This window comes from Pantoea trifolii (genome assembly GCF_024506435.1).
Taxonomy (GTDB): domain Bacteria; phylum Pseudomonadota; class Gammaproteobacteria; order Enterobacterales; family Enterobacteriaceae; genus Pantoea; species Pantoea trifolii.
The window spans coordinates 1,348,809-1,367,945 of the sequence record NZ_JANIET010000001.1; the positions used below are offsets into that span (position 1 = coordinate 1,348,809).

Here is a 19,137-nt window from a genome sequence, read left to right on the forward strand (position 1 = left end):
ACTGAATCAAACCTTCACCGCCCAACCCTTCTGCTTACTGGTTTTACCAATCCCCGGATTAAAACTGTTGGTAGGATCGAGCTGCTGATAAAACGCCTGCAGCTGCGGTTTCGCCTGATACAGATGGCCGACGTTATGTTCGGCCGGGTATTCGGCACCGCGCGCGGCTAAAATCGCCAGCATCTTCTCTTTCAGCGCGTGCGCATCCACGCCTTTTTTCACGATGTAATCCTGATGGAACACGTGGCAGAAGAAGTGGCCGTAATAAAGACGATGGCTTAAATCCTTATCGAACTCGGCTGGCAGGCGCTCAAACCACTCTTCATCATTACGACGCAGCGCGATATCCAGCGCCAGAATGTCTTCCACTTCATCGGCATGCACCGCGTGATAGCGCACTGCAGCACCGGCGGCAGCAAAGCGATGCAGGAACGCGTGCGCACCCTCTTTGGCGTCGCAGGCGAAAAACGCGCCGCCGCCTTCGCGGAAATATTCGGTCAGATAGGCCTGCGCTTCGGCCACGCCGTCGCCAGACATCTTCAGCATCAGGTGATGCTCATATTTATCGCGATACAGTTTAAGGCGCTTAGGCAGATGCGCCGGTAGCCAGCCGCTGACGCGCTGTAATAAACGATCGCTGAGATGCGGTTTCACCCAGCTCAGCTTGCTCAGCCAGGCATCGACGCGGCCTTTGAGGGTGAAAAACAGCGGCATTTTATCGGTGCCGAGTTTATCGATCATCACAAAAGTATCTTTGCCGTACACCTCGGCGATGTCGAAAATGTCGCGGTGCATATATTCGCCCGCTATCGGCAGATGGGTAAACTCCGCCAGAATATGGCGACGAATATCGCCCAGCTCCGCTGGATTGTTGGTGCCGATATAGAACACCTGCTGCTGCGGTTCAGTGGGGAAGGTATCCAGACGCACGGCAAACACCGCCAGCTTCCCGGCGCAGCCGGAGGCTTCAAACAGGCGACGCTCATCGGCGTTAAAGCGCGCTGGCGTCTGCGCATTAATATCGCGCACGCGCTCGGCGTAGTCGTGATCCGAGGCGTGACGTTCATCCCAGCGCACATCACTCTGCTGCCAGCGATCGTCATCCAGCCGCCCCAACATCTCTTCCGGCGAATGGCCGAGATCGATGCCGAGATGGTTCACCAGCTTGAGTTTGCCGCTGGCATCGATCTGCGCAAACAGCGCCATTTCGCTGTAGGCCGGACCGCGTTTGATCAGCGATCCGCCCGAGTTATTGCAAATGCCGCCCATCACCGAGGCGCCAATGCAGGAGGAACCGATCACCGAATGCGGTTCGCGTCCAAGCGGCTTCAGCGCCTTTTCCAGCTGATACAGCGTGCTGCCGGGGAAGGCGAGGATCTGTTTGCCGCTGTCGATCAGCTGCAATTTATCCAGACGCAAAGTGCTGATGATCACCACCGGACGATCGTAATCGTTGCCGTTTGGCGTTGAACCTTCGGTCAGGCCGGTGTTGGCGGCTTGCATCAAGATGATCGCATCGGCGCTCACCAGCGCCTGCAACGCACGCCACAGCTCAAGCAGCGAACCGGGAAAAATCACCGCCAGCGCCTCGCCTTCGCCTGAGCGAAAACCTTTGCGGTAGCGCGCGGTTTGTTCCGCGTCGGTTAACAGGTTCGACGATCCGACCAGACGACGCAGTTCGGCGAGCAGAGTAGGGTGCGAAGTGTTGTTATTCATTGGCCTATCCTTGTCTTTAACATGGCGCATTTACTGTAGCACGCGTCAGCGACAGGGTCGCGGTGTGACATGGCGGCTACCTGCTATCCTCATCTTGTGGCAAACTGCCCCGGTTATTTCGATATTGCGCAGTCACTTAAGAGAACCCGACCTGATGAAATGGATTTACTCTGTTAGCCTCGCTGTCTCCTTAGCCATTCAGCCCGCTTTCGCGGACGACTTGTTTGGCCCACATCCGATGACTGAACAGGCGCGCGACGCCTTTGTGAATCAGCTGCTCAGCAAAATGACCCTTGATGAAAAAATCGGGCAGATGCGTTTGATCAGCGTAGGACCGGATACGCCAAAATCGGCGGTTCGCGACATGATTCAGCACGGTCAGGTCGGGGCAATTTTTAACACCGTGACGCGTCAGGATATTCGCGCTATGCAGGATCAGGTGATGCAGCTCAGCCGCCTGAAAATTCCGCTGTTCTTCGCCTATGATGTGGTGCACGGTCAGCGCACCATCTTCCCGATTCCACTCGGCCTGGCGGCGAGCTGGGATCTGGATGCCATCGCCGAGGTGGGACGCGTCTCTGCTTATGAAGCCGCAGATGATGGCCTGAATATGACGTGGGCTCCGATGGTTGATGTGTCACGCGAACCCCGTTGGGGGCGCGGCTCAGAAGGCTTCGGCGAAGACACCTTCCTCAGCGCGCAAATGGGCAGCAGCATGGTGAAAGCCATGCAGGGCAAAAGCGCGGCGGATCGCTTCTCGATCATGACCAGCGTGAAGCACTTCGCGGCCTACGGCGCAGTGGAAGGCGGACGAGATTACAACACCGTCGACATGAGCCCGCAGCGGCTGTTCCAGGATTATCTGCCGCCGTACAAAGCATCACTGGATGCCGGCAGCGGTGGCGTAATGGTGGCGCTCAACTCGCTGAATGGCACGCCGGCTACGGCAGACAGTTGGCTGCTGAAAGACATCCTGCGTGGCGACTGGAAATTCAAAGGCATCACCATTAGCGATCACGGTGCGATTAAAGAACTGATTAAACACGGTGTGGCCAGCGATCCGCAGGATGCGGTGCGCATTGCGATGAAATCAGGCATCGACATGAGCATGAGCGACGAGTATTACAGCAAATATCTGCCGGGCCTGGTGAAGAGCGGCGCGGTGAGCATGGCGGAAGTGGATGATGCCGCGCGCCACGTGCTGAACGTCAAATATGACATGGGCCTGTTTAACGATCCTTACAGCCATTTAGGACCGAAGGAGAGCGATCCGCAGGACACCAATGCCGAAAGTCGTTTGCACCGCGCCGAAGCGCGTGATGTGGCGCGCAAAAGCATTGTGTTGTTGAAAAACTGGCGTGAAACGCTGCCGCTGAAAAAAGACGCCACCATTGCGTTGGTGGGGCCGTTGGCGGACAGCCAGCGCGACATCATGGGCAGCTGGTCGGCCGCTGGCGTGGCGAAACAATCGATCCCGCTACTGCAAGGCATGCGCAATGCGATGGCGGGCAAAGGCACGGTGCTGTACGCCAAAGGCGCTAACATCAGCGACAACAGAGGCATTCAGGACTTCCTCAATCTGTATGAGCAAGCGGTAAGCGTGGATAAGCGCTCGCCGCAGGAGCTGATTGATGAAGCGGTAGCACAGGCGAAAAAAGCCGATGTGGTGGTGGCCGCCGTCGGTGAAGCGCAAGGCATGGCGCACGAAGCCTCCAGCCGCAGCGATCTCGTTATTCCACCTGGCCAACAGAAGCTGCTGGCGGCGCTGAAAGCCACCGGAAAACCGCTGGTGATCGTGCTGATGAACGGCCGTCCGCTGACGGTGGTGAATGAAGATAAGCAAGCCGATGCGATGCTGGAAACCTGGTTCAGCGGCACCGAAGGCGGCAACGCCATCGCTGATGTGCTGTTTGGCGATTACAACCCGTCAGGCAAATTGCCGGTCTCCTTCCCGCGTTCTGTGGGCCAGATTCCGATTTACTACAACCATCTGCCAACCGGTCGTCCGTACAACTTTGCTAAGCCGAACAAGTACACTTCGCATTACTACGATGCGGTGAACGGTCCGCTTTATCCGTTTGGTTACGGTCTGAGCTACACCACCTTCAGCGTATCGCCGGTGAAGATGTCGTCACGCACCATGCCGCGTAACGGCTCGGTGGAAGCGTCAGTGACCGTCACCAACAGCGGTAAACGCGATGGCGCGACCGTGGTGCAGCTCTATCTTAACGATCCGGTGGCCAGCATTAGCCGTCCGGTGCAGGAGCTGCGCGGCTTCCAGCGCATCATGCTGAAAGCCGGTGAATCACAGACTGTGAAGTTTAAAATCGACGTTGATGCGCTGAAATTCTGGAACCAGAAGATGCAGCACATCGCCGAGCCGGGCAAAATCAACGTAATGATTGGACTGGATTCGGTGCGCACTCAGGATGCGCAGTTTGATTATCTGTAATCGCTGATGCCCCTCACCCTAACCCTCTCCCGCACGCGGGAGAGGGAACCGATGGGTGCGGAATTCAATCCCGTCGCGATCCTCTCCCTCTCCCGCTTGCGGGAGAGGGCCGGGGTGAGGGCATTAACCGCACAAGCACAAACCCATGAACATCCGCGAACGCATCCAACAGCAAGTCTTCCGCCTTAACGGCCTGTCACTCAACGAATTCGACATCTCGCAACCGCCTGGCGATCCCGGCTTATTTGGCCCGGACCACGTTATCTGGCGCGTCCACGGCGACTTCACCTCCATGCTGTGCGGCGGCATCAGCGCCTTGATGCTGCAAATGCTGCATCCGGCGGCGCTGGCGGGCGTATGGGATCACTCCAATTTCCGTCAGGACATGATGGGCCGCCTACGCCGCACCAGCCAGTTTATTGCCGTCACCACCTTCGGTAATACCGCCGATGCCCATATCCTGATCGACCGCGTCAAACGGATTCACCTGCGCGTCACCGGTGTCGATAACGCGGGCAAGCCGTATGCCGCCAGCGATCCGCATCTGCTCACCTGGGTGCACGTCGCGGAAACCAGCCGTTTTCTGGCGGCGCATCTGCGCTACAAAAATCCGCAGCTCAGCCTCGCCGATCAGGATCGTTACTATCAGGAAGCGGCATTCGTTGCCGAAGCGCTGGGTGCGCAGCAGGTGCCGAAAAGCGTGCAGGCGGTTGAGGCGTATCTTCAGAGGATGCGGCCTGAGTTGATCTGCGATGCGCGTACGCTGGAGGTGATGCAGTTATTAATCAACGCGCCCGCACCCAGCTGGCAGGCAAAACCGGCCATGCGCGTGATGCTGAAAGCGGGGATGGGATTGTTGCCGGACTGGGCGCAACAGCAGATCCAGCAGCCGGTTGCGCCGCTGACGCAGTGGCGAGTGGATCGGGAAATGGCGGTGATCGCCGCACTGCTGCGCTGGTCGATTCAGCGCGGCGCTTATAGCCGTGCGATGCAGCGCATGGGCCGCTGAAGGTTACAGATGCAGCTCATCCTGCTTGTTTGTGTAGGTGCGCGGTGTGCGCGCTTGACGTTTTAGCGCCAGCTGACGTTGCTGATAATGGTGCAGCAACATGCCGAGCCCGAGGCCAATCAGCGCCAGCGGCAGCAGGCTGTAATAGATATCAATCGGTAATAACACCAGCAATGCCACGCCACTTAATAACAAGGTCAGCGACGACATCACCCATGTATAGCGGATAAACAGCCACACCAACATCACGAAAATAACCACATCCCGCAGGTTCAGATCGAGGTTTTGCAGCACCATGATGGCAGCTCCAAAGAGGCGAATGTGCAAACAATATCACGCGAAATGGTAAATGAATCGCAAATTAATCTGAAGCTTGTCAGCCAGTTAAGCGGCGATTTATAAGCCGCTCTCATCTATTTCCCACCGCACTTTGAGAGTTTTACCCTTGTGTCACATGGCACGAGTGCCGATCCTGCTCTATTCTCGGGGAAAATGGATTCCTCCAGGTAATATCGAGGCGTTATGACCCACCAACCTCTGATTGCTGAGGTGCCGAATCAGCAACACACACTAACCGCGATCGTCGAGCAGGATGCGCGTACGGCCTATTTTTATATCTGGCCGAATGACCTGTTTCGCAGCCAATACGCGGTGCGCGGCTGCTGGCTGCGTAACCTGCTGCCTGCCCCCGCGCAGGAAGATCGTGAAGCGATGGAGCAGGGCATCGCGCCGCTGCTGAGTGCCGAATATTGCCGCACGCTGGAAGCCGAGCCGATGCTCGATCCGGCGGGATTACAGGTGCTGTGGGAGCCCAGCGATGACGGCGCCGCGCTGTGGTATTACGGCCAATTGCTGGCGGTGATCCCCGGCTGGAGCCTGTATCAGGATAAGCAGGTGAGTTTTTCTGCTGCCTGCATCAAAGAGAATCGCCTGACCGCGCCGCTCGGATCGGCCTCCACCAACGAATACTACGCGCGCGCTGAACAGCAGCGTCACTTTTGGCGCGACTGGCACGACGGCCATTTGTGGGATGTGGTGCAGCGCGAGCTGATGCAGTGTTATCAGGCGCAGTTTGGCGAGTCGGTAAAATATTACTCCATCGATCAGGGCAACTGGCCGCCGATGGCGATTTCGCAGCACTTGCATAACGGCGTTTGGTACTTCCTCACCCTGGGCATGGGAATCCGCCCGATGCCGCAGGTGGATCATCTGTTTGACGAGCTGGCCCCGCAGTATCGCCGCGTCGAGCTGGCGATGGCGGTAGACGGTGAAGTGATGACCGAAGCCAATGCGGTGCAGATGGCGAGCGCGCTGGCGGAGTTTGCCCATCTGCCGTGGGCGCGTCTGACCTGGATTGGCGAAGGGCATACGCTGGCGTCGGAAGTCGCACCGGTGGGCTTTGAAAGCTTCCTGCTGGCGAATGATCTCGCTCCCGAAGCGGCGCAGTTCCGCCTGCCGAAACGCGATGGTGATCGCGTGAATCTGCTGTGGTCCACGCCGATTACCGAGGCCGAACGCCAGTTCGCCCAGGCTGACGATCGCGGTGGACAGCAGCTGCTGCAACGTTTGCTGGCGGACGGTAATAATCATGTGTTTCGGCCACGGCAGGAAGTGGTGGAAACCCCCGCACCGTAAATCAGGTCGGCACCAATGCCGACCCTACGATTTTAAATTATCACCCAAATCAACTATTTCATTGCTTTGTGATCGCGCTCACCTCAAGTTCCCCATTAACACGCCGTTAACCTCGATCAGGCAACTCGCCAACCAGGGTAAGGGCACACATAATGTTCAAAACAACACAATCCCGTTTCACCGCGACGCTTGTCGCCTTTTTTGCCGCTCTGATGCTGGTTACCGTACTGGTAATCAATCAGTTCATCGCGCCGCAACTCACTGAAAATGAAAGTCGTCTGGTGCGTTACGAAGTGGACGGCCTGGCCGGACGCATCGTCGAGCAGATGAACCGCGTGCAGGCGCAGCAACGCGCCATTACCGAAGCCGCAGGCGTGATGGACAGCGCAGCCATCGATACCTTGCTGCCCGCCTTAGTTAACCAATATCAGGACAGCAATGTGTTCGGCGGCGGCATCTGGCCGTTACCAAACCGTCGCGATCCCGCCAAAGAGAAAAACAGCTCATTCTTTGCGCGCAACGCCAGCAACCAGCTGCAGGTCAACACCTACTGGAACTCGGATGCCGCCGACAAATACTGGGAGCAATCCTGGTATAAAGATGGTTTAGCCGCGCCCAAAGGCCAGTGCGCCTGGGCGAAAGCCTATCAGGATGCCGCCAGCCCGCAGCCGCGTACCAATTGCGCAATGGCAATCTATCGCGATGGCACCGCGTGGGGCGTGGCAACCATTGACGTGACGCTCGGCTTCTTCAACCAGCTGGCAAAACAGATGGGTGAGGCGATTCAGGGCCGCGTACTGATCGTTGAAGCTGATGGCAAAGTGGTGGGTAACGCCGCGCTGGTGGATGGCGCGCCGAAGCTGGAAAACCTCGCGGATACCCAGCTGCCGATGGCGTCCGCGCTGAAAGGTCTGTTGGCGCAGGCGGGCAGTCAGCCCGCGCAAACCACCTTTGCAGGTGAAGATGGCGAACACACGCTGTTCGTACAGGCGATTGCTGGCAGCCCGTGGTATCTGGCCAGCGATGTGCCGTCGAGCTTGCTGGATGCACAAACCCACAGCATGTTGACGCGTCTTGGTCTGGTGCAGATTCCGCTGGCGGTGATCCTGCTGCTGGTGCTGCTGGGCTTCGTGCGAGCCATGATGAAACGTCTCGCCGTGCTGAACAGCAACATTGAAGCCTTATCAACCGGCGGCGCCGATTTGACGCAGCGTCTGCCTGCCAGCAACAGCCCGGAATTCAACGCCGTGGCGCAGAGCTTCAACCAGTTCATCGCCTATCTGCAAGGCCTGATGCGTCAGGTGGGCGACAGCGCGCTGGCGATCACGGCGGCTTCGCGTGAAATCGCCAGCGGCAACGCCGATCTCTCGGCACGTACCGAATCGCAAGCCAGTTCGATTGTTGAAACGGCGGCGTCGATGGAAGAGCTGACCGGCACGGTGCGGCAGAACGCCGACAACGCCACGCATGCGAACCAGCTGGCGGACGGCGCGTCGCAGGTTGCCGCACGCGGCACTGAAGTGGTGCGTCAGGTGGTCACCACCATGGGCGCGATCAATCACTCATCGCGTAAAGTGGTCGATATCATCAGCGTCATTGATAGCATTGCCTTCCAGACCAACATCCTGGCGCTGAACGCCGCGGTCGAAGCGGCGCGCGCCGGTGAACAGGGTCGCGGTTTTGCCGTGGTAGCATCGGAAGTGCGTAACCTGGCACAGCGCTCGGCTAACTCGGCGCGTGAAATCAAAAAGCTGATTGAGGAGTCGGTGGCGAATATCGATACCGGCAGCCAGCTGGTGGAGCAGGCCGGGCAAACCATGGATGAGCTGATGCAGGGCGTGAGCAGCGTGACCACGCTGATGAGCGAAATCATGTCGGCCAGCCGCGAGCAGAGCATGGGCATCGATCAGGTGAACGTGGCGATTACTCAGCTGGATGGCAGCACCCAGCAGAACGCCGCGCTGGTCGAGCAGGTTTCCGCCGCCGCGCAGTCGATGCAGCAGCAAAGCGTGCAGCTGGAGCAGGTGGTGCAGAGCTTTAAGTTGTAAGTTTTGTGAAATCGGTCGCCATAAATGGCGACCCTACAAAATCTCCCGGCCGTTGAAAAATTGCGGTCGGCACAACTCTCCCGTAAGGTCGCCATTTATGGCGACCTTCTCATCCTCCGCACACATCTCCTCCGTTAACGCCATTCCCCACCTTTTTATGCTGAATTGTCCGCAGGCTGCTACGCTTTAGTGTGCCCACGTTAACGCACGGAATGTGCGCTATTTCCTCCATCAACACGTTGGAGGTTGTGTACAATAGCTGCGAATTTTCCGAAGGAGTTGTCATGCCCGCCATTGAAGTTATTCTCGTTGACCACCTCGATCGCCCTATCGGCAAAATGGAAAAGCTGGAAGTGCATGAAAAAGGATTGCTGCATCGCGCGGTGACGGTTTACGTGTTCAATTCGCGCCATGAAGTGCTGCTGCAACGCCGTGCCAGCACGAAATATCACTGTGGTGGATTGTGGAGTAACACCTGCTGCAGTCATCCCTATCCGCAGGAATCGACGCGCGACGCGGCTGAGCGCCGTTTGCGTGAAGAGATGGGCATGAATCTGGCGTTAACGCCGGTGTTTGAGCTGAGCTACAACCTGCCGCTGAGTAACGGCTTAACCGAGCATGAGTATGGTCACGTGTTCTTCGCCATCAGCGATGAGCAGCCGGTCCTCAACCCGGAAGAGGCCGATGCGTGGTGCTATTGCTCGATTGCACAAATTCAGCAGGAAATGCAGGAGAATCCGGCGCAGTTCACGCCGTGGTTTCTGCACACCTTCCCGCGCATCCCTCATACGCTTGGTGAGTTTCGCCTGACGGCATAGAAGCATGGACATTGCTTTGCGGGGGCGACGTTCATAAGTTCCGTTTAAAGATAGCCGGTGCGCCGGCGTAGAGGGCGTTCTCTGGCACATTCGCTGTAACAACGCTATTTGCTGCGATAACGCTATTATCTCCGATTGTTACGCCGGGTAAGACCACGACGCCGGCCCCTAACCACACATTTTTTCCGAGAGTTATCGGGGCTGTAATCAATTGATAGCTTCTTTGAGCCGGGCCACATGGATGGCTTGCTGTCGATAGCGTCACGTTCGGCCCTATCAATGAATTATCCCCAATCGTTATTGCCGAATTATCGAGAAAAACGCAGCCGGCATTAATGTATACGTGGCAGCCAATCGCTATATTGCCAAATTCATAAAAGAAAGGCGTTGTAACGATGCTTTCATCCCCAATTTTTACCCCAGATTTGGCCAAAAGGCGATTGTGTCGTTTACGGGATAAATTTCTGCTGTTGATAAGATTTCGGGCTACAGGAACCTCAACATATTTTACGAAGTGAGACAGGAAATACATCAGCATATTTTTTAATCTTCCATAATTTTGGCTCAACGATACAAATCGCAAGCATTTAATTTAATCCTTTTCTTTCTACCAATTCGAAAATTTCTTTGCAATAAATGCTGCAAGGCATAAAAAGTATTTATTACACTCTTTGACACTCCTCATTTCACAGTGAAATTCTTTACATTCCTTTTGGCTATATGAGCTGCGTTTTGGTTATAGCCAATACGATATTGATAGCAAAAAAAGCACGAAGTAAGCCGCTTGACCGCGCCCATCCCGATTCGCCAGGCTACGCTTGATAGTCACACAATGAAAACAAATGAGGGAAGCGAGATGATAAAGCAGGGTTTATTGGGAATGATTGCATTGGCAATGAGCGTGGGTGCAGCGCAGGCGGCGGATCCGGTCAAAGTCGGTTCCAAGATTGATACCGAAGGCTCGCTTCTCGGCAACATTATTCTGCAGGTGCTGGACAAACACGGGGTAAAGACCGTCAACAAAATCCAGCTCGGTACCACGCAAGTGGTGCGCGGTGCGATCACCGCCGGCGAGCTGGATATCTACCCGGAATATACCGGCAACGGCGCCTTCTTCTTCAACGATGAGAAAGACACGGCATGGAAAAACGCCCAGCAGGGCTACGAGAAAGTGAAAAAACTCGACGCCGAGAAAAATCATCTGGTGTGGCTGACACCCGCGCCAGCTAACAACACCTGGACGATTGCGGTACGCGGTGACGTAGCGCAGAAGAACAACCTTAACTCGCTGGACGATCTCAGCGCCTACCTGAAAAAAGGTGGCACTTTCAAGCTGGCCGCCTCGGCGGAATTTATCGAACGCAGCGATGCCTTACCGGCGTTTGAAAAAGCCTACAACTTCAAACTCGAGCAGGCGCAGCTGCTGTCGCTGGCCGGTGGCGACACCGCCGTGACCATCAAAGCGGCGGCGCAGCAAACCTCTGGCGTGAACGCGGCGATGGCGTACGGCACCGACGGTCCGGTGGCGGCGCTGGGCCTGCAAACGCTGAGCGATCCGAAAGGCGTGCAGCCGATTTACGCCCCTTCGCCGGTGATCCGCGAAAGCGTGCTCAAGCAATATCCGGACATCGGCAACTGGCTGCAGCCGGTCTTCAGCAAGCTGGATGAGAAAACCCTGCAGCAGCTGAATGCACAGATTGCGGTGGATGGTCAGGATGCCAGCCAGGTCGCGAAACAGTGGTTACAGACCAATAAGTTGCTGTAAGCAGTGTCATCGTTGTTACTCAGACCGCGCCAGCAGCCGGTGCTGCTGGTGTTAATCACGCTTATCACGCTGGCGCTGTTTGCCTTGCCGCTACTGAGCTATGCCGCCAATCGGCTGGTCTCTGGCCAACCGCTGACCTTCTGGCAGGTGACCAACAGCGCACTGCTGTTGATTCCGCTGCTGTGGCTTTGGCAGAGCTTGTGGTGGTCGCCGCGCCGCATTCACGCGATAACGGTGCTGCTGGCGGCGGAGTTGCTGCTGGCCTTGCTCATCTGGCTCGCCGGACAGCAAGCCAGCGAACTGGCGAACAGCGGCAGCCCGCTGGCACGCACCGCGTTTGGTAGCGGCTTGTGGTGCGCGGCGGCGCTGGCGCTGCTGCTGGCGGCGGAAGCGGTTCGGCAAATCACGCGCAGTACGCCGTGGCGCATTGTGCTCAATCTGCAAATCTGGCTGTTGCCGCTGGCGCTGTTACTCAGCGGTCATCTCGATCGTCTCTCGCTTATGAAAGAGTACGCCAACCGCACGGCGGTGTTTGATGCGGCCTTCACGCAGCATTTGTGGCTGCTGGGCGGCACGCTCCTGCCGACGGTAATCATCGGTTTGCCGCTCGGCCTGGCGATTGCGCGCCGTCCGCGCTGGCAAAATGCTGCGTTTAGCCTGCTCAATCTGATCCAAACCGTGCCGTCGGTGGCGCTGTTCGGCTTGCTGATTGCGCCGCTGGCGGGATTGGTGGCGCATTTTCCGCTGCTGGCGCGTTGGGGCATCAGCGGCATCGGCATCGCACCGGCTTTGATTGCGCTGGTGCTCTACGCGCTGCTGCCGCTGGTGCGCAGCGTGGTGGCCGGTTTGCAGCAGGTGCCGCAGGAAGTGCGTGAAACCGCGCGCGGCATGGGCATGAGCGCGTGGCAACAGTTCTGGCACGCCGAGTTGCCGCTGGCGCTGCCGGTGTGGCTCTCCGGCCTGCGTGTGGTGGTGGTGCAAACCGTTGGTCTGGCGGTGGTCGCAGCGCTGATTGGGGCAGGCGGATTCGGCGCCATTGTTTTTCAGGGATTGCTGAGCAGCGCGCTGGATCTGGTGCTGCTGGGTGTGATTCCGGTGGTGGCGCTGGCGGTGATTTTTGATGCACTGCTGCGTTTACTGTCGGCACTGCTGGAGAGACGTCATGATTGAATTTCACCAGGTGAGCAAAGTGTTCGCCGGGAAAGAGGCGATACGTAACCTGTCGCTGAAGATTGAGAAGGGCAGTTTTACCGTGCTGATCGGCACGTCGGGTTCCGGCAAATCGACCACGCTGAAGATGATCAATCGGCTGGTAGAGCACGACAGCGGCGAAATTCGCTTCGCCGGAGAAGCCATCGAAAACATGGATGCGCGCGCGCTGCGTCGCCGCATCGGTTACGCCATTCAGTCGATTGGTCTGTTTCCACACTGGAACGTGGCGAAGAACATCAGCACCGTGCCGTCGCTGCTCGGCTGGCCGCAGGCAAAAATCAACCAACGCGTTGAAGAGCTGCTGGCGCTGCTCAATCTTGATAGCCATCTGGCGACGCGCATGCCGCATCAGCTGTCGGGCGGACAGCAGCAGCGCGTCGGCGTGGCGCGTGCGCTGGCGGCGGATCCTGAATTGCTGCTGATGGATGAACCTTTTGGCGCGCTTGATCCGGTCAACCGTCTGGCGCTGCAACACGAAATGTTGCGCATTCAGAAAATGTCGGGTCGCACCGTGGTGCTGGTGACGCATGACATCGACGAAGCGCTGACGCTGGCCGATCAACTGGTGCTGATGGACGGCGGCGAAATCGTGCAGCAGGGCAGGCCGATCGATCTGCTGACGCAGCCGGTGAATGACTTTGCCCGCGAGTTCTTTGGCCGCAGCGAACTTGGCGTGCGTTTGCTGGCGCTGGGGCGTGCGGGCAGCGCGGCGCGGCGCGGAGAATGGCTCGATGCCGAACCGATTGCCGCATCGCTGACGCTGCGTGAAGCGCTGTCGCAGTTTATTGCGCGCCGCACCGACAAATTGCCGGTGATCGATCAGCATCAGCAACCGCTCGGCGTGCTGCACTTCAGCGATCTGCTGCGCCAGCGGGAGGCGAGCTGATGCGGCTGTTACGCGATCCGCTTTACTGGCTGCTGGCGGCCTTCCTGCTGTTGCTGTGGGGCTTGCCGCACAGCGGCCCGCTGTTTGCCCATTGGTTTCCGCAGCTGGAGCGCCCGCTCTATCAGCAGGAGAGTTTCTGGCGGCTGGCGCTGGCGCATCTGGCGTTGGTGGTCAGCGGCAGCCTGCTGGCGTTGCTGGTCGGCGTCGGCTGTGCGGTGTTTGCTACGCGTCACGCCGGGCGCGCCTTTCGTCCGCTGCTGGAAACCGTGGCGGCGGCCGGGCAAACCTTTCCGCCGGTTGCGGTGTTAGCAATTGCGGTGCCGGTGATGGGATTTGGCGCGACGCCCGCAGTAATGGCGCTGTTTCTCTACGGTTTGCTGCCGATTTTGCAGGGCACGCTGGCGGGCTTAGATAGCGTACCAGCCAGCAATCGCGAAATCGCGGTCGGCCTCGGCATGGGGCCGTGGAAACGCTTGTGGCAGATTGAACTGGCGCTGGCAGCACCGGTGATTATGGCGGGCGTGCGAACCTCGGTGATGATCAATATCGGCACGGCAACCATCGCTTCCACGGTGGGCGCGGAGAGTCTGGGATCGCCGGTGATCATAGGTTTGAGCGGCTTTAACACCGCCTATGTGATTCAGGGCGCGCTGCTGGTGGCGCTGTTGGCGTTGATCTGCGATCGCCTGTTAGAGCGCGTGCAGCGTAAACTTAGTGGGTATGCACAATGAGGCTGTAGCCGACCAGCATCATACCGCCCATGCCGCCAAGCGCCATAATGGCAAACAGGGAACCGATAAGGAGTTTATTCCAGTTCATGAGGAGACCTGAGAAAAGAAATTTAGGGCGGCATGATAACGCGCACACCACGCCAGGCAAAGGCCGTGTGTGCGATTTTTACTTATGCGGGATCGTGCAGGTGAATGGCAAAACCTTGTGCCTGCCAGTGTTCAAACTGCTCGACCTGGCGACGCGTTGGCTTTTTGCCGGTCCAGATAAACAGATTTTGTCCGGGGAATAACTCAGGGCGCGGCATGTCCAGCGGCTCCGCCAACACATCCATGCGCCAGCCTTGCTGCGACAAACGCCAGGCTTCCAGCCAGATGCGGGTACGATCTTCCACCGCCCAACCCAGCATCAAGGCATCTTTACCGGCTTTTTTACGTCCACAGGCCAGACAAAACGCCACATAATCAATCAGCGCGCCATCAAGCAGACTGCACATGGTACGCGCGGTGTTCTGATCTAAACCGAGACGCTGGCGAACCGGCACAAATACGTGATCGATTAACGCATCCACCGGATGTTCCCGGCCAATAGTGGCAATTTTAACGCGCAATTTCGCCGGCCGAACGTGGCGCAGTACGCTCATCAACTCTTCCTGCAGCGCCGACCAACCGTCATCCACATTGACGGTGGCGCCTTCCAGCAACGCTTTCACTTTGCCAACGGGCACGCCACTCTCTATCCAGCGTTTTATCTCTTCGATACGCTGAACATCTTCATCATCAAACTGCCGATGACCACCTTCGGTACGCTGGGGTTTTAACAGACCGTAACGTCGCTGCCAGGCGCGAAGCGTTACCGGGTTGATTCCACAGCGTTCGGCCACATCCCCGATACTGTATAAGGCCATAAAGTCCTCAAAAATACTGACCTGCATAACAACACCTTAACCCTCAGGCTTGGGTTGTACAACGATTTTTTAGTTGTACAACTTGACCGTGTTGAGGATTCGTAGTGTTATCTCATATGTGAGATTTATTTCCCATAAATGAGAGGTAAAGATGTCTGCTTCGGATACCGACGATCGACTGGCGGCACGACTGGCCGAATTACGCGTACAACGCGGTTGGTCATTAGATGATTTGGCGATGGCGACCGGCATCAGTCGGGCGTCATTGTCGCGCATTGAACGCGCTGAAACGAGCCCAACAGCCGCTTTGCTTAACCGCCTTTGCGTGGCCTACGGATTGACCATGTCGCGCCTGCTCAGCGAGGTGGAAGAGGAAGCCGCGCTGCTGCTGAAAGCGGAGCAACAGCCGGTGTGGCGCGACGACGCCAGCGGGTTCCTGCGCCGCAACGTATCGCCGCCCGGCAGCCACTTTAAAGCGGAAGTGGTGGAAGGCGTACTGCGTCCCGGCGCGCGCATTGATTACGACGCGCCGCCGATTCAGGGGCTGGAGCAACATATCTGGCTGCAATCGGGCGAGCTGACCATCAGCATGGACGATCAACACTGGACGCTGCAGGCGGGCGACTGTCTGCGCTTCCATCTTACCGGCAAATCCGCGTTTGCCGCTCATGCCGAAGCCGGCGCGCGCTACATTTTGGTGGTATGCAAACCATGATTGAAATCGAACGTCTCAGCGCCACCCAGGCGCAGCCGCTTCTGGCGGCATTATGTGATGTGCTGCAGGGCTGTGTCGCCGACGGTGCCAGCGTGGGCTTTATTGATGCCGACGATCGCGCGGCCATTGCGCGCTTCTGGCAGGACAAAATTTACAGCCTGGCGAGCGGCGACAGCCAGCTGCTGGTGGCGTATCAGCAGGGCGTGATTGTGGCGACGGTGATGGTCGGTTTCAGCGCGATGCCGAATGGTCGCCATCGGGCGGAGATCAGCAAGCTGCTGGTGCATCCGCGCGCCAGACGGCAGGGCATTGCGCGCCGCCTGATGCAGCAGGCCGAACAACTGGCGGCAGCGCAGGGCAAAACCTTGCTGGTGCTGGACACGCGCAGCGGCGACGTGGCGACGGATTTGTATTTGTCGATGGATTGGCAGATTGCGGGGTCGATTCCCATGTATGCCGAGTCAACAGAAGGTGTGCTAGATGCGACCACGGTGATGTTTAAGGTTTTGCGGTGATTGTGATTGTGCCTGCTGTCCCCCTCCTCGGTCCTCCCCCATAAATGGGGGAGGAAGATGCTGCCACATGTCAGTGTTGAAGCTGCATGTGGCAGCGTCTCCTTCCCCCGCTTGCGGGGGAAGGCCGGGATGGGGGACAGCGAGCACAATCTTAAAACGCACCAAATCAGTGCGCTGCCTCCGCCTCTGCCACGCCCAGCGCCTGCATAAACAGCCGGATAATCGGGTTTATTTTGCGGCCCTTCTTCATCATCAAACAAAACGGGTTTTCACGGCGAATCGAATCATCGCCCAACTCACACAGCTGACCACGCGCAATAAACGCGGCGGCATAATGTTCCGGTAAATAACCAATAAAATGGCCGGTTAAAATCAGCATGGCGACAGATTCAACCTGAACCGCCTGCACGCCGCTGTCCTGCAACGGAATGATGCGACGATCGTCGCGCGGCGTCACATATAAATGATTAATAATTTTCTGCTCACGTAATATGTCCGTCGATATATTTTTATCGCACGATCCAGAATATAAAGGATGTGACATGGAGCCATATAATTTTGAATATTCCTTATAAAGCGGGAAGTAATCAAAATCACTTTTCATTTCATAAACTGGTGCAATACCACAATGAAAACGGCCTTCACTGATGCCGCGCTCAATATCATCTAACTGTGAGGTTTGCAGTCGAATTTGTACCTTTGGCGCTTTCTGGTGCAGCTGTTGCACCGCCGCGGTGACCGGCGATTGCGGATCGGAAATGGTGTTATCCACCACGCAAATGGCAATGTCGCCCAGCAGTTCATTGCGGCTGTTGTGTAAGCGCTCGCGAAACAGATTCAGCGAGACGAACAGCTCCAGCGTGGCCTGATACACGTTGATGCCGTATTGCGTCAGCTCAAAACCTTCGCGTCCGCGGCTGCATAATGTCATGCCGAGACGAATTTCCAGATCGGAAACCTGTTTACTGATCGCCGCCAGACCAATATTCAATTCGTGACTGGCAGCGGTTAATCCGCCGGCTTCTACTACGCATTTAAATACCCGCAGTAATTTTAAATCGATATTACTCAGTGCCAGAACCGCATTATCGCTGCGATTATTTGCATTGTTTCCGGACTGGGAAACTTTACTTTCCATTTTTGCTATTCAACTCCGGAATAATTGCGGTGAAAGTACAGTGAACCTGAAATAGGCCCTATTTACCAGTGTAGCCATAAAATAAGCTTTCATTATCTCAACTGGCTCATTCATATCTTTTTCATATCGCTGATGATTATCTGTAAGGGGAAATAGCATGTCTGATAATGCCGAACTGTTATGGGGCGCGCGTTTTAAAGCGGCACCGGCGGCGAGTTTAACCGCGCTGTCTCGTAGCCCGGATTATTACTTTGCATTGGCACCTTACGATCTGGCGGGCTGTCGGGCGCATGCCCGTGAACTGGCGCGCGGCGATCTGCTGAGCGCCGACGAGCTCAGTACCATGCTGGACGCCATTGACGCCTTAGACGCCGATTATCGCGCCGGTGAGCTGCATCCGATTGCCGCCGACGAAGATGTGCACACCTTTATCGAACGCGCGCTGACCGAGCGTTTAGGTGCGCTGGGCGGCAAGCTGCGCGCCGGCCGTTCGCGCAACGATCAAACCGTTAACGACCTGCGTCTCTATCTGCGTGACAACGGCCGCAAAGTAGTCAGCGCCTTGCTGGCCCTGCAGCAGGCGCTGGTCGAGCAGGCGGCGCAGCACACCGATAGCGTCGCGCCCGGTTTCACACATTTGCAGCAGGCGCAGCCGATTGTGTTCGGCCATCAGCTGCTGGCCCATGCGCAATCCTTCGCCCGCGATATCGAACGTATGCAGGATTGGGATCGCCGCAGCGCACGCTGTCCGCTCGGTGCCGCGGCCATGGCCGGTTCCGCCATTGCGCGCCAGCCGGAGCACGCCGCCGCCGATCTCGCTTATCTCGCGCCGTGCGAGAACTCCATCGATGCCGTGGCCAGCCGCGACTACGCCGCTGAATTCCTGTTTGTCACCAGCATGATCGGCATCAACCTGTCACGCCTGTGCGAAGAGGTGTGCATGTGGGCATCCCGCCAGTTCCGCTGGGTTGAGCTGCACGACAGCTACGCCACCGGCAGTTCCATCATGCCGCAGAAGAAAAACCCGGACATCGCCGAACTGACGCGTGGCCGCTCTGGCCGCCTGGTCGGCAACCTGATGGCGCTGCTCACCACCATGAAAGCGATGCCGCTCTCCTACAACCGCGATCTCAGCGACGACAAACGCAACGTGATCGATGCAGTGGATACGCTGCTGCTGGTGCTGCCAGCGATGGCGGGCATGATGTCGACGCTGAAATTCAACACCGACGTGATGCGTGAGCAGGCGCCGGACGGCTTCACGCTGGCGACCGAAGTGGCCGACTGGCTGGCGATGCGCGGTGTGCCGTTCCGCGAAGCGCATGAGATCACCGGCCAGCTGGTGCAGCTGTGCGAGCGCGAAAACTGCGGTCTGTCCGATCTCAGCGATGCGCAGCTGCACGCGGTGGATGCCCGCTTAACGCCAGAGGTGCGCAGCGCCCTGACGCTGGAAGCCGCGCTGGCGGCCCGCAGCGGCTACGGCGGTACCGCACCGGCACGCGTGCGTGAGCAGCTGGCACGTCTGCAAACTCTGATGCAGGACCAGCAGCGCTGGACCGAAGATTACGCTGGCCCACGCGCCTGAGGAGAGC

Annotated in this window: 17 protein-coding genes; 12 read left to right on the forward strand and 5 right to left on the reverse strand. The window is 57.5% G+C overall.

What is annotated here, in order from left to right; genetic code table 11:
• Positions 1-6 precede the first annotated feature (6 nt).
• A complete protein-coding gene (dld, locus tag NQH49_RS06225) occupies positions 7-1,716 on the reverse strand; it encodes a D-lactate dehydrogenase (protein WP_256695984.1) in 1,710 nt (569 codons plus the stop codon).
• Between the two features lie 154 nt (positions 1,717-1,870).
• On the opposite strand from dld, the gene bglX reads away from it, so the two are divergent.
• Together bglX and NQH49_RS06235 are read left to right on the forward strand one after the other, a co-directional pair.
• Positions 1,871-4,168 (forward strand): beta-glucosidase BglX, encoded by a 2,298-nt coding sequence (gene bglX, locus NQH49_RS06230; RefSeq protein ID WP_256695985.1) that lies wholly within the window; start codon positions 1,871-1,873, stop codon positions 4,166-4,168.
• A gap of 145 nt (positions 4,169-4,313) precedes the next feature.
• Positions 4,314-5,177 carry an oxygenase MpaB family protein gene (locus NQH49_RS06235; protein ID WP_256695986.1) on the forward strand — a complete coding sequence of 288 codons (864 nt, stop codon included), beginning with the start codon at positions 4,314-4,316 and terminating at the stop codon, positions 5,175-5,177.
• 3 nt (positions 5,178-5,180) lie between these two features.
• Here NQH49_RS06235 and NQH49_RS06240 read toward each other — a convergent pair whose 3' ends face one another.
• Positions 5,181-5,474 carry a hypothetical protein gene (locus tag NQH49_RS06240; RefSeq protein WP_008102643.1) on the reverse strand — a complete coding sequence of 98 codons (294 nt, stop codon included), beginning with the start codon at positions 5,472-5,474 and terminating at the stop codon, positions 5,181-5,183.
• Positions 5,475-5,699: 225 nt separating this feature from the next.
• Between NQH49_RS06240 and NQH49_RS06245 the strand changes: the two genes are divergently transcribed.
• The 3 genes from NQH49_RS06245 (at position 5,700) to idi (ending at position 9,678) form a co-directional block, all read left to right on the forward strand.
• Positions 5,700-6,812: a suppressor of fused domain protein gene (locus tag NQH49_RS06245; protein WP_256695987.1), complete on the forward strand. Its 1,113-nt coding sequence runs from the start codon at positions 5,700-5,702 to the stop codon at positions 6,810-6,812.
• 152 nt (positions 6,813-6,964) lie between these two features.
• On the forward strand, positions 6,965-8,860 hold the full coding sequence (locus NQH49_RS06250) for a methyl-accepting chemotaxis protein (protein ID WP_256695988.1): 1,896 nt from the start codon (positions 6,965-6,967) through the stop codon (positions 8,858-8,860).
• Between the two features lie 284 nt (positions 8,861-9,144).
• On the forward strand, positions 9,145-9,678 hold the full coding sequence (gene idi, locus NQH49_RS06255; protein WP_256695989.1) for an isopentenyl-diphosphate Delta-isomerase: 534 nt from the start codon (positions 9,145-9,147) through the stop codon (positions 9,676-9,678).
• A 31-nt stretch (positions 9,679-9,709) separates the two neighbouring features.
• On the opposite strand, the gene NQH49_RS06260 is transcribed toward idi, so the two are convergent.
• Positions 9,710-10,216, reverse strand: coding sequence for a DapH/DapD/GlmU-related protein (locus NQH49_RS06260; protein ID WP_256695990.1), 507 nt, complete (start codon positions 10,214-10,216; stop codon positions 9,710-9,712).
• A gap of 318 nt (positions 10,217-10,534) precedes the next feature.
• Here NQH49_RS06260 and osmF point away from each other — a divergent pair, with 318 nt between their 5' ends.
• The 4 genes from osmF to NQH49_RS06280 are packed head-to-tail and all read left to right on the forward strand — an operon-like array spanning position 10,535 to position 14,272.
• Positions 10,535-11,443: a glycine betaine ABC transporter substrate-binding protein OsmF gene (osmF, locus tag NQH49_RS06265; RefSeq protein WP_256695991.1), complete on the forward strand. Its 909-nt coding sequence runs from the start codon at positions 10,535-10,537 to the stop codon at positions 11,441-11,443.
• Between the two features lie 3 nt (positions 11,444-11,446).
• Positions 11,447-12,613 carry an ABC transporter permease gene (locus NQH49_RS06270; protein ID WP_256695992.1) on the forward strand — a complete coding sequence of 389 codons (1,167 nt, stop codon included), beginning with the start codon at positions 11,447-11,449 and terminating at the stop codon, positions 12,611-12,613.
• Positions 12,606-13,541, forward strand: a complete 936-nt coding sequence (locus NQH49_RS06275) for an ABC transporter ATP-binding protein (protein ID WP_256695993.1) — start codon at positions 12,606-12,608, stop codon at positions 13,539-13,541. The genes NQH49_RS06270 and NQH49_RS06275 overlap by 8 nt, the downstream gene beginning before the upstream one ends.
• Entirely contained in the window at positions 13,541-14,272 is a 732-nt protein-coding gene (locus tag NQH49_RS06280) for an ABC transporter permease (RefSeq protein WP_256695995.1), read from the forward strand. The genes NQH49_RS06275 and NQH49_RS06280 overlap by 1 nt, the downstream gene beginning before the upstream one ends.
• A 170-nt stretch (positions 14,273-14,442) precedes the next feature.
• Here NQH49_RS06280 and NQH49_RS06285 read toward each other — a convergent pair whose 3' ends face one another.
• Positions 14,443-15,177, reverse strand: coding sequence for a MerR family transcriptional regulator (locus NQH49_RS06285; RefSeq protein WP_256698384.1), 735 nt, complete (start codon positions 15,175-15,177; stop codon positions 14,443-14,445).
• A 151-nt stretch (positions 15,178-15,328) separates the two neighbouring features.
• Between NQH49_RS06285 and NQH49_RS06290 the strand changes: the two genes are divergently transcribed.
• Positions 15,329-15,892 (forward strand): helix-turn-helix domain-containing protein, encoded by a 564-nt coding sequence (locus NQH49_RS06290; RefSeq protein ID WP_256695996.1) that lies wholly within the window; start codon positions 15,329-15,331, stop codon positions 15,890-15,892.
• Entirely contained in the window at positions 15,889-16,407 is a 519-nt protein-coding gene (locus NQH49_RS06295) for a GNAT family N-acetyltransferase (protein ID WP_256695998.1), read from the forward strand. The genes NQH49_RS06290 and NQH49_RS06295 overlap by 4 nt, the downstream gene beginning before the upstream one ends.
• A 166-nt stretch (positions 16,408-16,573) precedes the next feature.
• Here the strand turns inward: NQH49_RS06295 and NQH49_RS06300 are convergent, their stop codons facing one another.
• On the reverse strand, positions 16,574-17,545 hold the full coding sequence (locus NQH49_RS06300) for a LysR family transcriptional regulator (RefSeq protein ID WP_256695999.1): 972 nt from the start codon (positions 17,543-17,545) through the stop codon (positions 16,574-16,576).
• Between the two features lie 157 nt (positions 17,546-17,702).
• Here NQH49_RS06300 and argH point away from each other — a divergent pair, with 157 nt between their 5' ends.
• The gene (gene argH, locus NQH49_RS06305; RefSeq protein WP_256696000.1) at positions 17,703-19,130 is read left to right on the forward strand and encodes an argininosuccinate lyase; all 1,428 of its coding nucleotides are present in this window, start codon (positions 17,703-17,705) and stop codon (positions 19,128-19,130) included.
• Positions 19,131-19,137 lie beyond the last annotated feature (7 nt).

Excerpts from the sequence above, each read along its gene's own strand:
- dld (WP_256695984.1), bottom strand. The coding sequence starts at position 1,716 with ATGAATAACAACACTTCGCACCCTACTCTGCTCGCCGAACTGCGTCGT.
- bglX (WP_256695985.1), top strand. The coding sequence starts at position 1,871 with ATGAAATGGATTTACTCTGTTAGCCTCGCTGTCTCCTTAGCCATTCAG.
- NQH49_RS06235 (WP_256695986.1), top strand. The coding sequence starts at position 4,314 with ATGAACATCCGCGAACGCATCCAACAGCAAGTCTTCCGCCTTAACGGC.
- NQH49_RS06240 (WP_008102643.1), bottom strand. The coding sequence starts at position 5,474 with ATGGTGCTGCAAAACCTCGATCTGAACCTGCGGGATGTGGTTATTTTC.
- NQH49_RS06245 (WP_256695987.1), top strand. The coding sequence starts at position 5,700 with ATGACCCACCAACCTCTGATTGCTGAGGTGCCGAATCAGCAACACACA.
- NQH49_RS06250 (WP_256695988.1), top strand. The coding sequence starts at position 6,965 with ATGTTCAAAACAACACAATCCCGTTTCACCGCGACGCTTGTCGCCTTT.
- idi (WP_256695989.1), top strand. The coding sequence starts at position 9,145 with ATGCCCGCCATTGAAGTTATTCTCGTTGACCACCTCGATCGCCCTATC.
- NQH49_RS06260 (WP_256695990.1), bottom strand. The coding sequence starts at position 10,216 with ATGCTGATGTATTTCCTGTCTCACTTCGTAAAATATGTTGAGGTTCCT.
- osmF (WP_256695991.1), top strand. The coding sequence starts at position 10,535 with ATGATAAAGCAGGGTTTATTGGGAATGATTGCATTGGCAATGAGCGTG.
- NQH49_RS06275 (WP_256695993.1), top strand. The coding sequence starts at position 12,606 with ATGATTGAATTTCACCAGGTGAGCAAAGTGTTCGCCGGGAAAGAGGCG.
- NQH49_RS06280 (WP_256695995.1), top strand. The coding sequence starts at position 13,541 with ATGCGGCTGTTACGCGATCCGCTTTACTGGCTGCTGGCGGCCTTCCTG.
- NQH49_RS06285 (WP_256698384.1), bottom strand. The coding sequence starts at position 15,177 with ATGGCCTTATACAGTATCGGGGATGTGGCCGAACGCTGTGGAATCAAC.
- NQH49_RS06290 (WP_256695996.1), top strand. The coding sequence starts at position 15,329 with ATGTCTGCTTCGGATACCGACGATCGACTGGCGGCACGACTGGCCGAA.
- NQH49_RS06295 (WP_256695998.1), top strand. The coding sequence starts at position 15,889 with ATGATTGAAATCGAACGTCTCAGCGCCACCCAGGCGCAGCCGCTTCTG.
- NQH49_RS06300 (WP_256695999.1), bottom strand. The coding sequence starts at position 17,545 with ATGGAAAGTAAAGTTTCCCAGTCCGGAAACAATGCAAATAATCGCAGC.
- argH (WP_256696000.1), top strand. The coding sequence starts at position 17,703 with ATGTCTGATAATGCCGAACTGTTATGGGGCGCGCGTTTTAAAGCGGCA.